Below are 13,920 nucleotides of genomic sequence, written 5' to 3'. Positions count from 1 at the left end.
TATTTCGGCTAACGGTGAAGGTCAGTATTGAATCGCTATCATTCAAATGCTCCAAGTTGCGCATGTCGGAAAAAAGGTTCGATGTGCTTGGCGTATTGCGTTCAAACACGTCTGACATTTTTAAATGTCCTCATTTCTCTAATTAAACCTTTAAAGCTGAAATTTACCGTTCTTTGTCTTGTATTTGGTGCAATTGGGCTAAGTCCACAAGCTATTGCCCAATCATGTCAGTCAAAATTAGTCAGTCAAGAAGTCGCTCAGGCGCAGATGCCAAGCGGAGAATTGACCGGGCATGAGCATTGGCAAACGATAGAAAAGTTACCAGATCGTTGGGATAATTATTCTGGCACAGCTTGGTATCGCTTGAAATGGCAATACACGTGTCAAGATGCAGGCTCAGATCCGCTTTATTTGATGGTGAGTTACATCAATATGGCAGGGCAAGTGTATTTGAATGGTCAGCTGTTTTGGCAGGATGATTCATTACAAGAGCCTTTGTCACGAAGTTGGAATATGCCTCGGCAATGGGTAATTCCACCCAACAGCCTAAAGCAAGGTCAGAATGAAGTGCTGATACGAGTGGTGGGCGTCAATGCACTGAATCCAGGGCTTGGTGAGGTTAGTTTAAACCGCTATCACGATAATACCAAAGTGTATGAAAAACATTGGTTGGCTATGCGAGGCTTGCATAGCTACACCACTATTTTTGAGTTTATCTTGGGGATCATTGCGGGGCTGGTTTGGCTGTTTCGACGCGAAGAGAACGCTTTTGGTTGGTATGCCATAACCAGTTTTCTTTGGGTGCTATACGTTGGGCAACTTTTAGCTACCGAGACGCTTTGGGGGCTATCAACGCTAGATTTCTATCGTTTGCATATCTTTATCTTTCTTTGTTTACGACAGCGACTTGTCTCTATCCTTGGCGTTTTGCAGGACGAAAATTTCCACGTCTTGAAAAAGTCATGGGGATGACTGTTTTTGTATTGGGTTGCTTGATTTTTTTTACACCACAGTCTTTGGTACAACCTGTCTTAGATTTGAGTTTTATGGTGGGCTATGCTTGCTATATGCTGAATTGCCTGACATTTTCGTGGATTGCTTATAAATCAGGACAAGTTGAAGCCAAGTTGCTGGCAGGGATTATGTTGTTGATTTATGTCCCAATTGGTGCCCATGACGGTTGGCGCTTAATGATGAATGAAGGGGATTTGATTTCGGCATATGCTTCCCCGATAACAACCTTGGGTGTGGCGATTATTTTTGCACTACGCTTGACTAAAAGTGTGAGACGAATTGAAAAGTTTAATCAAACGTTGGCAACAACGGTCACTCAAGTAAAGGAAGAGTTGACGCATACCCTACAAAATCATTATCAGTTAGAAATGGAAAATACCCGCTTGCAAGAGCGTATTCAAATTGCACATGAGCTACATGATGGCTTAGGTGGCTCCTTGGTTCGTTCAATGGCATCGGTTGAGCAGAGTTCCAAAGATCTGACCAATTCGCAATTTTTATCGATGTTGAAAATTTTAAGAGATGATTTACGACATATCATTGATAGCGGTTCAAGTTTAGGCACCAAACTGCCTGAAACCCCATTGTTATGGATGGCACCCTTTAGGCACCGTTTTAATCAGTTATTTGATGAGCTCGATATACACGCTAAATGGTCAGTTCCTGCAAAATGGGAAGTGGATGTTACTCCAATGGAATGTTTAACCCTACAGCGTGTAGCCGAAGAAGCATTAACCAATATTGTGAAGCATAGTCATGCGACCGTGGTGCAGATTCGGATTTATTATGAAAACTCGGCATTGATAATGGAAGTAGAAGACAATGGCGTGGGGGGTGATGTGGATTTGGTCAATCAAGCCGGTTTGAGTGTGGGGCTTCGTAGTATGAGTGGGCGTTTAGAGCGGATGAACGCAGATATGCAAATCACTTCTCGTGCGGGTCAGACGATTTTAAAAGTGATTAAAAATTACGGATAAATCATGATTTTGTAGAAGAAATTAGTCAATTTTTTTCAATAAACTGTCATCAAATAATCATCAAAATGCAAAAAACTGCTGCTTAAACTGTGACTATACATTTATAAGAAGCATGTAAGATCATGACAGAATCGGCTATTAATTTAGGGCGTATGCAGGATGAACCTGCGCGATTTCAGTTCCAATTTAAGCATATGCAATCACGAATGGATGTGCAAACGGTCTCAACATTAATCCGTCCAGGTCTAAAAATCGCCATTGTTACAGATACGTGGGCGCCAGAAATTAATGGTGTTGCACATTCTTTATTGCAGTTGTGTAAAGGCTTGCAGCAACAAGGCAACTCAATATTTTTAATACGCCCTGAACAGTCCGAAAGTTGTCAGGATTTCAGACCTGATCAAGAGTGTTTGGTTCGAGCGCAGTCGATTCCTAAGTATTCAGGTTTACAATTTGGCTGGCCGCAACTGATCAAACTCAGTAAAGCTTTAAAAAAAGCCCAAGTCGACATTGTGCATATAGTCACTGAAGGGCCTTTGGGTTTTGCTATGCTTCAACTGGCGCGTTCTTTACAGATTCCTGTGTCCAGTGGTTTTCATTCGGCCTTTCATGATTTTAGTCGCTTCTTTGATTTAGCGTTTTTAATGAAGCCCGTACAACATTATTTACGATGGTTTCATAACAATACTCAACTCACCTGTGTACCGAGCCAAGATACTGCAGATGCCTTGCATCGATTAGGTTTTAGTTGCCCATTGGTGGTGGTCGGGCGAGGTGTGGACCATAGTCGATTTTCTCCCTCACACTATCAAGCAGAACTGAGACAACAGTGGCAAGCAGATGAACATACCCGCGTGATGCTCTATGTCGGAAGGCTATCTCCTGAAAAAGAAGTGGATGTTTTGATTTCTGCCTACCGTTCGATGTTGGCTATGGATGCACGAACGAAATTGGTCATTGTGGGTGATGGGCCTGATCGTGAACGACTAATGCAACTGGCAAAATCCCTAGATGTTATTTTTATGGGAAGTTTAAGTGGTCAGGCTTTATCGGAAGCCTATGCCAGTGCGGATGTTTTTGTTTTCGCAAGTCAGGTTGAGACCTTTGGTAATGTGGTTTTGGAGGCGATGGCTAGCGGATTGCCGGTGATTGCATATAATGCTGCATGTGCCCAACTGCACGTGAGAAATCAGCAAACGGGATGGTTATGTCATTTATCTCGAACCGATGAATTTATTCGTCTCATGCAGCAATTGCCGCAACGCGCTAAATTAAAAACCATGGGCATCGAGGCGGCAAAAGACGCTGCTAAAATTGGTTGGCAATATCCTGTACAGCAATTTGAGCACGCGCTATATCGCGTGGTGGATCAAGCTATGATGAGCCAATGGAGCTAGCGCTATTGGTTGTATAGAAAAGTTGAGCATCTTCAAAAATTAATATTCATCGAACTGTCATCAAAGCATCATTGCACTGTCAAAAAGATAACTTAAGCTGAGTCAAACACAGATCTCAACTTGTAAAAATAACAACACAAATCTAGCTCAACCCCAACATAGTCAGGCTTTGACTGTAGATAGGAGATTAGCGATGAATTTTAAAAATGCAAAAACAAGAATGCTGCATCTCGATTTAAAAGGCTGTATTTATCTCAATCATTTTTCGCATCAACAAGTTGTCGCTGACATATTTAAAATGGTGAGTCGACTTGGTGATGGTGTGTTTTGGTATGTCATGTTGGCGACGGTCTGGATCGTGCAGGGCATGTATTACAGTGTACAAATCGTCTATGTATTACTGGGTGGTTTCGTCGGCACCTCGATCTATAAACTCCTCAAAAAGAAAACTGTGCGCCCAAGACCGTACCAAGTGCATCAAGTGATTCGCTTAGGTGAACGCCCTCTAGATCATTTTAGTTTTCCATCAGGGCATACTCTACATGCAGTCATGGCAACAACTGTGCTGGGCTATATTCAACCCATGCTGTTGGTCCTGATGTTGCCCTTTAGCTTATTAGTGGCATTATCTCGCATGATCTTAGGTTTGCATTACCCAAGTGATGTCGCTGTCGGTGCTGCTATAGGCGCTGCAGTGGGTGCCGCAATTATTCTCTGTGCACCTCTTTTTGGTTTGATTTTATAGTTTGAAGTGGACATCTCAATTGCAAAATCTGGTAATAAAAAAATTAAAAGGGTTTATCACGTCCAATTGCCGAAATTTGTTAAAGTAAGCCATCATTCTATAGACGATGTTAGGAAGACCCATGGGTTTACGCTGGACAGATACCATTGATATCGCAATTGAGCTGTATGAAGCTCACCCTGATGTTGATCCGCAATGGATTCGCTTTACTGACCTACATGCATGGGTATGTGCATTGCCAAATTTCACTGATGACCCTGAAAAGTCGACTGAAGGTCTGCTTGAGGGAATTCAGATGGCCTGGATTGATGAGGCAAGTTAATCCCTACATCGAAAAAAGCAATTTTTTTGTATAGCAAAAGCAGAAAATAGCGCATTATTCGGTATAATGCGGCAAATTTTTCACGTCAAATTGACTTAAGGAGCCTCTCATGGCTATTGAACGTACTTTATCTATCGTTAAACCAGACGCAGTTGCTAAAAACCACATCGGCGACATCTTTGCTCGTTTCGAAAAAGCTGGTCTTCAAATCGTTGCAACTAAAATGAAACACTTGACTCAAGCTGAAGCTGAAGGCTTCTACGCTGAGCACAAAGAACGTGGTTTCTTTGGTGACCTAGTTGCATTCATGACTTCTGGTCCAGTTGTAGTTTCAGTTCTTGAAGGCGAAAACGCAGTTCTTGCTCACCGTGAAATCCTTGGCGCAACTAACCCTAAAGAAGCTGCTCCTGGTACTATCCGTGCAGACTTCGCTGTAAGCATCGACGAAAACGCTGCTCACGGTTCTGACTCTGTAGCATCTGCTGATCGTGAAGTTAACTACTTCTTCGCTCAAACTGAGATCGCTCCACGTACTCGTTAATTCGAAGTATTCGAACCAGATAAGTGGTATACTGCTTGTCTGGTTTTTTTATTCTCTGAATAATTCTTCGCTCAAATACTGAGCATCTCCTTTGATCTTTAGACATGGTTTAGGTAATTACACATGAGTACTGAAGTAGTCGCTACATCAGCTGTTTCTGATGCACAGCAACAATCTCCATCCGCTCCGACGCAGCAAAATACTGTGGAGAAAGTGAATTTACTGGGCATGTCACGTCCGCAAATGGAAAAATTCTTCGAAGAAATGGGGGAGAAAAAGTTCCGTGCTGGGCAGGTGATGAAATGGATTCATCAGTTCTTCGTGACTGATTTTGCTGAAATGACCAATATTTCTGGTAAATTGCGTGAAAAACTAGAAAAGATTTGTGAAATTAAAGCGCCTGAAGTGGTGCATAAAAATTATTCAAAAGACGGTACTCGTAAATGGGTGTTCCGTGTAGGTGATGGTGCAGGTTCATTGGTTGAAACTGTACTGATTCCTGCAGAAGATAAAACCGGCGCACGTAAGACTTTGTGTATTTCGTCACAAGTGGGCTGTGCTCTGGACTGTTCATTCTGTTCAACCGGGAAACAAGGCTTCCAACGTGACTTGAGCCAAGCTGAAATTATTGGACAGCTGTGGATGGCAAACTTCTCTTATATGGAAGATGTGCCAGTTGCTGATCGTGAGCGTTCAGTGACCAATGTGGTGATGATGGGCATGGGTGAGCCACTGTTGAACTATGATGCTGTATTGAATTCAATGCGTATCATGTTGGATGACTTTGCGTATGGTATGTCGAAGCGTCGTGTGACTTTATCAACCTCAGGTGTAGTGCCTAAAATTGACCAATTGGCACAAGACATTGATGTAGCCTTGGCAATTTCACTCCATGCGCCAAATGATGAACTACGTAACGAACTTGTTCCGATCAATAAAAAATATCCGTTGGAACAGTTGATTGCAGCGTGTCAGCGTTATATCGCCAAAGATGGCAATGAAAGTTCGCGTAAACACGTGACCATCGAATACGTGATGTTAGATGGTGTAAATGACCATCCTGAACATGCACAGCAAATGTTAAAGCTGTTGAAAAACCTACCAAGCAAAATTAATTTAATTCCGTTTAACCCGTTCCCGCATGCGCCATACGGTCGTTCAAGCCGTAACCGTATTATTTCTTTCCAAAAAACTTTGTCTGATGCCGGTTTTGTGTGTACGATTCGTCAGACACGTGGTGATGATATCGACGCTGCGTGTGGACAACTCGTGGGGCAAGTTGCTGACCGTACTCGTCGTGCGGAGCAATGGAAAAAGAAAGTTGCGCAGCAAAATGAGATACTGCGCTCACAAGGATAATAAAGAGGCAGCCAATTGAAAAAGTTAACGTATAAGTTCACTTTCGTTTCAGCTTTATGTGCATCGGTTTTGGCATTAACAGCATGTCAAACGCCTGAGATTGGGAAAAAAGACCCAGAGAAAGCCGTAAAAATCAGAACGCAATTGGCTGTTGAACACTTGAAAGCAGGGGATTTGGACTCTGCTAAACGTGCATTAGATCAGGCTTTAGAGGTGGATTCTCGCGATTCCCAAGCCAATATGATGATGGGTGTCTTACTACAACGAGAAGGCAGTCCAGCCAACTTAGAAAAAGCAGATAGTTATTTTAAGCGTGCAATTTCAGCAGACTCAAAAAATTCTCAAGCACGTAACAACTACGGTACGTATTTATACCAAGTTGAGCGTTATAATGATGCGATTGAACAGTTCAGCATCGCAGGTTCAACTTTAGGTTATGATCAACGTTTCAAAGCATTGGAAAATTTAGGTCGAATTTACCTGAAAGTGGGTGATGTGGCGAATGCTGAAAAATCATTCAAACAAGCTTTGCAGGCTAATCGTGATTCCTATGTTTCAATGTTAGAGTTGTCTGAAATCTTTTATTTGAATCAGCAGTTCCCTGCTGCCACACAAATGTATGAACAATTTGTACGTGCAGTAGGACAAAAAAATCAGGGTGCGCGTGCACTCTGGATTGGCATTCGAACAGCGCGTGCCAATGGCGACAATTTGGGTATGCAAGTACTGGTTAACCAGTTACGTGCTTTGTTCCCAGAAAGTCCTGAATACCAACGCTATTTGCAATTACAGTACAGTACTGAGGCCGTATGGAAGTAAATCCTAATTCACCGCAATCGAATGGTTCGAGCGTAGCTCCAAATGCATTAGGAAATGTACAACGCCCAGGTGAGTATTTACGTCAAGTACGTATTACGCAAAAACTGGAACTTGAAGCTGTCGCATCAGAACTCAATATTCCATTAAAAACACTGACTGCACTTGAGCAAGATGATTATAAGTCATTGCCTGAAGCGACCTTTATTAAAGGTTACTACCGCACTTATGCCAAATATTTAAAAGTTGATGCAACCAATATCATTCAACGTTTTGATGATATTTATGCCAACGATACGGGATTGTTGCCAAATCACGCGTTAAACAATTCACCGATTAAAATAATGGGTAAATTACCCGGTTCTAATCGTGACCGTAATCGTAAATGGATCAAACGGGGTCTGATTGCATTGGCGGTGTTGTTGGTCATTGGTGCGATCGTGGCAGCGATTCAGGGCATGACCTCAGGCAGCGATAATGAAGACGCTGTGACCAATGATGTCGCTTCAGAAGTTCAAGTCCTCGACATGAATGGCGGAAATGCAGCGGTCAGTGGCGATCAATTGACATTGACCTTTAGTAGCCCGACTTCAGTACATATTGTTGATTCGACGGGTAAGGTGTTGGCGACAGGTCGTCAAGCATCGACGCTCAACTTAAACGGTGAAACACCATTCCAAATTCGTTTGGATGATGCAACAGCAGTGTCATTAAGCTTAAATAATGAAAATATTTCATTGTCACCATATACCGTAAACGGCAAAGCAGATTTCCGTTTATCACGTTAAGGGACAACAGAGCAGACTGAACAATGATTGAAAATCCAATTAAGCGCCGTCCAACGCGTAAAATTAAAGTAGGTTCGGTGTATGTCGGTGGTGATGCGCCGATTAGCATCCAAAGTATGACCAATACTGAAACCTGTGATGTCGAAGCGACCGTGGTACAGATTCAGCGCTGTGTAGACGTCGGTGCGGACATCATGCGTGTTTCTGTACCGAGTATGGAAGCTGCTGAAGCTTTTGGTGAAATTCGTAAACGTGTGCAAGTGCCACTGGTTGCCGATATTCACTTTGATTATAAAATTGCTTTACGTGTTGCAGACCTTGGTGCAGATTGTTTGCGTATTAACCCGGGTAATATTGGTTCTGAAGCCAAAATTCGTGAAGTGGTTGCGGCAGCGAAGCACAATGACATTTCAATGCGTATTGGTGTCAATGCAGGCTCACTGGAAAAAGATATTCAAAAGAAATATGGTGAGCCTACAGGTCAGGCTTTGCTTGAATCTGCAATGCGCCATATTGATATTTTAGACCGTTTAAATTTCCATGAATTTAAAGTGTCAGTCAAAGCATCCAATGTCTTTCTGACGATGGATGCTTACCGATTACTTTCTGCACAAATTGATAACCCATTACACTTAGGTGTGACTGAAGCAGGTGTCTACCGCACGGGTTCAGTCAAATCTGCTATCGCTTTAGGCGGTTTGTTGATGGAAGGCATTGGTGACACCATGCGTATTTCATTGGCCGCAGAGCCTGAAGAAGAAATCAAAATTGGCTTTGATATTTTAAAATCATTGGGCTTACGTTCAAACGGCATTAACTTTATTGCATGCCCAAGTTGTTCGCGCCAAGAGTTTAATGTCATCAAAGTCATGCAAACATTGGAAGAGCGTTTAGAAGATATTCGTACCCCAATGGATGTATCGGTGATTGGTTGTAAAGTGAATGGTCCGGGTGAAGCCAAAGAAGCCGATATTGGTGTAGTAGGTGCAAGTCCGCGTTCACTGGTGTATCGTAATGGCGAAAAGAGCCATTTAATTGACACAAATCAGTTGGTTGACGAAATCGAAGCGATGGTTCGTCAACGTGTTAGCGATCTTGAAGACGCTAAAGCTAAAGAGATTATTCGCACAAGTTTTTCTGAGTAGATCATGAGTTCAATCGTCGCAATCAAAGGTTTTAATGACATTCTCCCTACGCAAAGTCCTGCATGGAGACGTCTAGAACAGCATCTATCTAGCCTGATGGATGCTTATGGTTATCAGCAAATTCGCTTGCCGATTGTGGAGCAGACTCATCTGTTCAAACGTTCTATTGGTGATGCAACGGATATCGTTGAAAAAGAAATGTACACATTCTTAGACAAAGGTAATCCGCCTGAGTCTTTGACTTTGCGTCCAGAAGGAACAGCAGGGTGTGTACGTGCAATGCTTGAACATAACTTACTTCGTGGTGCTACACCGCGTGTATGGTATGTCGGCCCAATGTTCCGCTATGAAAAACCACAAAAAGGTCGCTACCGTCAGTTTCATCAATTTGGCGTAGAAACCTTTGGTGTTGCAACACCAGATCAAGATGCAGAATTGATTTTAATGACTGCGCGTTTGTGGAAACGCATGGGCGTTGCAGATAAAGTTCAATTAGAACTTAATACTTTAGGTGAGTCTGATGAACGTGCTGCCTATCGTGCGGCATTGGTTGAATTTTTAGAGTCGCATAAAAATGACTTAGATGAAGATTCACAGCGTCGTCTAACTACGAATCCACTGCGTATTTTGGATTCTAAAGATGCAAAAACACAAAGCATTTTGGAAAATGCGCCAAAACTTCACGACTTTATGGGTGAAGAAACGTTGGCTCACTTTGCTCAATTGCAGCAGTATTTGACTGATGCTGGTGTTGGTTTTGTGATCAATCAAAAATTGGTTCGTGGTCTCGACTATTACAACAAAACGGTCTTTGAATGGACAACTACACACTTAGGTTCTCAAGGAACGGTATGTGCTGGTGGTCGTTATGACGGTTTAGTCGGTCAGCTTAAAGGTAAAGCAGACCAGTCTGTGCCTGCTGTTGGTTTTGCAATGGGTATGGAGCGTTTGCTTCTTCTACTTGAACAAGTGGAAGACAATACCCCAGTGCGTGACTGTGAGCTATTCTTGGTTTCAGATCCTGCAACTCAAGGTAAGGCATTGGTCCTTGCTGAACAAATTCGTGATCAACTTGAAGCGGCGGGTAGCAACATTCGCTTAAAAGTTGGTTCACAAGGTTCAATGAAATCGCAAATGAAAAAAGCTGACCAATCGGGTGCTTTATTTGCTGTGATTTACGGTGAACGTGAGCAATCAGCAGGGCAAGTGCTGGTAAAAGAGCTAGCGATTGCAGAACAACACGAAGTGAATGTGGCAGACTTTGTTGCCTTCATTATCGAAAAAATTTCTTCAAAATAATCCCTATAACATAAGGAAAAAGGTAATTTCATGAGCGCATTGAGTGAAGAAGAACAACTTGATAATTTAAAATCGTTTGCTAAAAAATATGGCTCTGCCATTGTTAGCGGCATTTTAATTGCGTTGATTGCCTTTTTCGGATGGGAATACTGGCAGAAGAAAACTTTGGCTGAATCGCAAATGCAAACAGCCAAAGTCCAGCAGTTAATGGATGATGCTCAGTCGGCGACGGGTGACGCTTTTACACAACTTTCTGCGACTGCAGATAAAATTGTAAAAGAAGCGCCAGATTCGCCACAAGCCATCCAAACTCAGTTGCTTATGGCAAAATTGGCGTATGATAAAGCGGATTATGCCAACGCTGAAAAAGCTTTGAAAAAAGTTGAAAATTCAAAAGTTGACGATGCGGGCTTAGTTCAATTGGTGAAATTACGTTTAGCGTATGCACAATTGGCACAAAAGAAATTTGATGAAGCATTAAAAACTTTAGAAGCGGTTAAAGAACCTGCTTTTCAAGCAACTGCAGATGAAGCCCGTGGCGATGTCTATGTTGCGAAAAATGATATCGAAAATGCAAAGAAAGTTTATCAAAGTGCATGGGATGCTTTGGTTGAGCGACAAGAAGAACGTCAAATTTTACAAATTAAACTCGAAAGTGTAGGCGTTTTAGTTGATGATCCTGAAATTGAACGTCCGATTATAGATACACAAGTGGAAGCAACTGAATGAATAGAAAATACAAAATTACCTGTGCGCTGACAGTTTTAACACTTGCTTTGGCTGGTTGTGCAAATAAAGGAAAAGTAGAAAAAGTAAAACCAAATCCTTTACCAAAATTGGAACAGGCAAAAACTTTAGCACCTGTATTTTCAAACAGTGTGGCTTCAACTGAAGAAGCAGATCCACTGCGTTTACGTATGGATGCAGATAACGGCGTTGTTTTTAGCGTAAATCCTAACGGTGAAGTTCAAGCCTACAAAGGCAAAGAGCGTTTATGGCAGAAGAAAATCTCTAAACAAGGTTTGACTGCAGGTGTAGAAGCTGCTGACGGTATTGTGGTTGTCGGTAATGCAAAAGGTCAATTATTTGCATTGGATCAGGCAACAGGTGAGCAAAAGTGGACGGCGCAATTAACCGGCGCGTTACTTTCACCGTCGTTGATTCAAGCAGGTCGCGTTATTTCAGTCACCAACGATGGTACGGTATACGCAAACGATGTGGCAACGGGTCAACAAACTTGGACCTATAACTTGCCAAATGTGCAATTTAGTTTACGTGGTATGGCAGCACCGGTATCACTTGATGCACGTCATGTTCTCATCGCTTCTTCAAATGCCTATATCTATGTGATTGATGCATTGAGCGGTATTCCGAAAATGCAGCGTCGTGTTGCAGTGTCAGACGGTCGTTCAGATGTACAACGTCTCATTGATATTGACGGTGAACCGACTGTAGCAGGTCAATTTTTAATTACCACCAGTTATCAAGGCCAAGTGACAGCGCTTGATCTTGCCTCACAACAAGTGATCTGGAGCAATGATGCGAGCAGCATTCAGCGTCCTGAAGTTGCGGGCAATGGTGTCTTTGTGGCACAAACTGATGGTAAAATTGTGGCTTATGAAATTACCACTGGTCAAACATTGTGGGAAAATGACCAATTGCTTAATCGTAATTTGAGTAACCCAGTGATGTTAGGTCAAGACCTTGTGGTTGGTGATCTGGATGGTGTACTTCACTTAATCAACCCAGCGACAGGCGAGTTGGTTGGTCGTTCTAAAACCAGTGGTGAAGTACGTTCACTACGTGTAATTGACAACCAATTATATGTGTCGACACGTAAGGGTGCATTAAGCATTTGGCAGAACCGTTAATTTTTCTGCGGCTTATGTTAAAATAAGCCAAACCGTATTTTTAACGCGGGGGATTGAATCATCAATGCCCCGTGTTTTTATTTATTTTAGGCATTTATCCTATTTCCATTCTTCCTAAGCTTTCTGATGTTCAGACCAGACCAAACTGGCTGATCTGGAATAAAGGTTAATCTATGAAACCCGTAATTGCGCTCATTGGTCGTCCGAACGTCGGAAAATCAACGTTGTTTAACCAGATAACCAAGAGCCGTGATGCTCTCGTTGCTGACTTTGCCGGTCTGACTCGTGACCGTAAGTATGGTGACGCGACTTATCAAAATAAATCCTTTATCGTCGTTGATACTGGGGGTATTGGCGAAACTGAGGGCGGTATCGACTCGTACATGGCAGAACAGTCAAAAACTGCCATTAATGAAGCAGATATTATTGTCTTCGTGGTCGATGCGCGCGCAGGCCTATTGGCATCTGATGAGCAAATTGCACGTGACTTACGTACGCTAGGTAAAAAAGTTTATCTTGTTGCCAACAAAGTTGATGGTGTACATGCCGAAGCAGCTTTAGTTGAATTCTTCAAATTGGGTATGGGTGAACCACTTCAAGTGGCTGCCAGCCATGGTCGTGGTGTTCAGCAAATGCTTGAAGAAGTGTTAGCTGAAGTGCCTGAAGATGAAAGTGAAGAACAACACGATAAAGACACAGGCTTACGTTTAGCGATTATTGGTCGTCCAAACGTGGGTAAATCGACTCTAGTGAACCGTTTGTTGGGTGAAGACCGTGTGGTTGCATTTGACCAACCAGGTACTACACGTGACTCGATTTATATCCCATTTGAACGTGATGGCCGTAAATACACATTAATCGATACTGCGGGTGTACGTCGTAAAGGTAAAGTGGACGAAATGATCGAGAAATTCTCGATTGTGAAAACTTTACAAGCGATGAAAGATGCGCATGTTGTGGTTATTGTTGTCGATGCACGTGAAGGGATCGTTGAGCAAGACTTGCATTTGATCGGTTATGCGCTTGAAGCAGGCCGTGCGATGGTGATTGCCATCAACAAATGGGACAACATGTCTGACTACGACCGTAAACAATGTAAATTAGATGTTGAACGTCGTTTTGACTTTATTCCATGGGCAAAAATTCACTTAATTTCTGCACTTCACGGTACAGGTGTTGGTGATCTTTATCCATCGATCCACCGTGCTTATGATTCTTCGCATTTGAAAGTATCACCTGCGAAAATCACTCAGATCTTGAATGATGCAACTGATGCGCACCAACCACCAATGGTTCAAGGTCGTCGTATCAAAATGCGTTATGCGCATATGGGCGGACAAAATCCACCGACGATTGTGATTCATGGTAACAAAGTTGATAAAACGCCAAATGACTATCGTCGTTACCTAGAAAACGTGTTTCGTAAAGTTTATAAACTTGAAGGTACGCCAGTCAAAATTGAATTTAAAACCTCTGATAACCCATTTGAAGGTCGTAAGTCGCAAATCGATGAGCGTACGGCGGCACGTAAACGTCGTTATGTTCAGAAGTTCAAAAAAGCGGAAAAGAAATTCAAACGCTAAGTTTAGATGAACAAAAAAAGCCTGCAGATATGCAGGCTTTTTTTTCACTTTATTTATCTAAAA

Annotated in this window: 14 protein-coding genes; all 14 read left to right on the top strand. The window is 42.4% G+C overall.

Features of this window, described 5'->3' with window-relative positions:
• Window positions 1–87: 87 nt before the first annotated feature.
• The 14 genes from FTT94_RS05340 (at window position 88) to der (ending at window position 13,857) form a co-directional block, all read left to right on the top strand.
• A complete protein-coding gene (locus tag FTT94_RS05340) occupies window positions 88–972 on the top strand; it encodes a hypothetical protein (protein WP_180170350.1) in 885 nt (294 codons plus the stop codon).
• Complete coding sequence (locus FTT94_RS05335; protein ID WP_180170349.1) at window positions 963–1,991, top strand: sensor histidine kinase; 1,029 nt, start codon at window positions 963–965, stop codon at window positions 1,989–1,991. The genes FTT94_RS05340 and FTT94_RS05335 overlap by 10 nt, the downstream gene beginning before the upstream one ends.
• Window positions 1,992–2,110: 119 nt before the next feature.
• Window positions 2,111–3,388, top strand: a complete 1,278-nt coding sequence (locus FTT94_RS05330) for a glycosyltransferase family 4 protein (RefSeq protein ID WP_373686014.1) — start codon at window positions 2,111–2,113, stop codon at window positions 3,386–3,388.
• A 193-nt stretch (window positions 3,389–3,581) separates the two neighbouring features.
• A complete protein-coding gene (locus FTT94_RS05325) occupies window positions 3,582–4,133 on the top strand; it encodes a phosphatase PAP2 family protein (protein WP_180021007.1) in 552 nt (183 codons plus the stop codon).
• Window positions 4,134–4,254: 121 nt separating this feature from the next.
• Window positions 4,255–4,455, top strand: a complete 201-nt coding sequence (gene iscX, locus FTT94_RS05320; protein ID WP_078189615.1) for a Fe-S cluster assembly protein IscX — start codon at window positions 4,255–4,257, stop codon at window positions 4,453–4,455.
• Between the two features lie 109 nt (window positions 4,456–4,564).
• Window positions 4,565–4,996 (top strand): nucleoside-diphosphate kinase, encoded by a 432-nt coding sequence (gene ndk, locus FTT94_RS05315; RefSeq protein WP_078189614.1) that lies wholly within the window; start codon window positions 4,565–4,567, stop codon window positions 4,994–4,996.
• Window positions 4,997–5,119: 123 nt separating this feature from the next.
• Entirely contained in the window at window positions 5,120–6,355 is a 1,236-nt protein-coding gene (gene rlmN / locus FTT94_RS05310) for a 23S rRNA (adenine(2503)-C(2))-methyltransferase RlmN (protein WP_078189613.1), read from the top strand.
• A gap of 15 nt (window positions 6,356–6,370) precedes the next feature.
• Window positions 6,371–7,174, top strand: a complete 804-nt coding sequence (gene pilW / locus FTT94_RS05305; RefSeq protein ID WP_078189612.1) for a type IV pilus biogenesis/stability protein PilW — start codon at window positions 6,371–6,373, stop codon at window positions 7,172–7,174.
• Window positions 7,165–7,959: a RodZ domain-containing protein gene (locus FTT94_RS05300; protein ID WP_078192662.1), complete on the top strand. Its 795-nt coding sequence runs from the start codon at window positions 7,165–7,167 to the stop codon at window positions 7,957–7,959. Before pilW ends, FTT94_RS05300 begins: the two co-directional genes overlap by 10 nt.
• A 23-nt stretch (window positions 7,960–7,982) precedes the next feature.
• Window positions 7,983–9,104 (top strand): flavodoxin-dependent (E)-4-hydroxy-3-methylbut-2-enyl-diphosphate synthase, encoded by a 1,122-nt coding sequence (gene ispG, locus FTT94_RS05295; RefSeq protein WP_180170347.1) that lies wholly within the window; start codon window positions 7,983–7,985, stop codon window positions 9,102–9,104.
• 3 nt (window positions 9,105–9,107) lie between these two features.
• The gene (gene hisS, locus FTT94_RS05290; protein WP_180170346.1) at window positions 9,108–10,403 is read left to right on the top strand and encodes a histidine--tRNA ligase; all 1,296 of its coding nucleotides are present in this window, start codon (window positions 9,108–9,110) and stop codon (window positions 10,401–10,403) included.
• Window positions 10,404–10,433: 30 nt separating this feature from the next.
• Window positions 10,434–11,132 carry a tetratricopeptide repeat protein gene (locus tag FTT94_RS05285; RefSeq protein ID WP_078189608.1) on the top strand — a complete coding sequence of 233 codons (699 nt, stop codon included), beginning with the start codon at window positions 10,434–10,436 and terminating at the stop codon, window positions 11,130–11,132.
• Window positions 11,129–12,274, top strand: coding sequence for an outer membrane protein assembly factor BamB (gene bamB / locus FTT94_RS05280; RefSeq protein ID WP_078192659.1), 1,146 nt, complete (start codon window positions 11,129–11,131; stop codon window positions 12,272–12,274). Before FTT94_RS05285 ends, bamB begins: the two co-directional genes overlap by 4 nt.
• A 173-nt stretch (window positions 12,275–12,447) precedes the next feature.
• Entirely contained in the window at window positions 12,448–13,857 is a 1,410-nt protein-coding gene (gene der, locus FTT94_RS05275) for a ribosome biogenesis GTPase Der (RefSeq protein ID WP_078189606.1), read from the top strand.
• Window positions 13,858–13,920 lie beyond the last annotated feature (63 nt).

The sequence above is a fragment of the Acinetobacter sp. YH12027 genome (assembly GCF_013420085.1).
Taxonomy (GTDB): domain Bacteria; phylum Pseudomonadota; class Gammaproteobacteria; order Pseudomonadales; family Moraxellaceae; genus Acinetobacter; species Acinetobacter amyesii.
The sequence above is the reverse complement of the archived record's forward strand: the minus strand, read 5'-3'. Positions and strand labels throughout refer to the sequence as shown.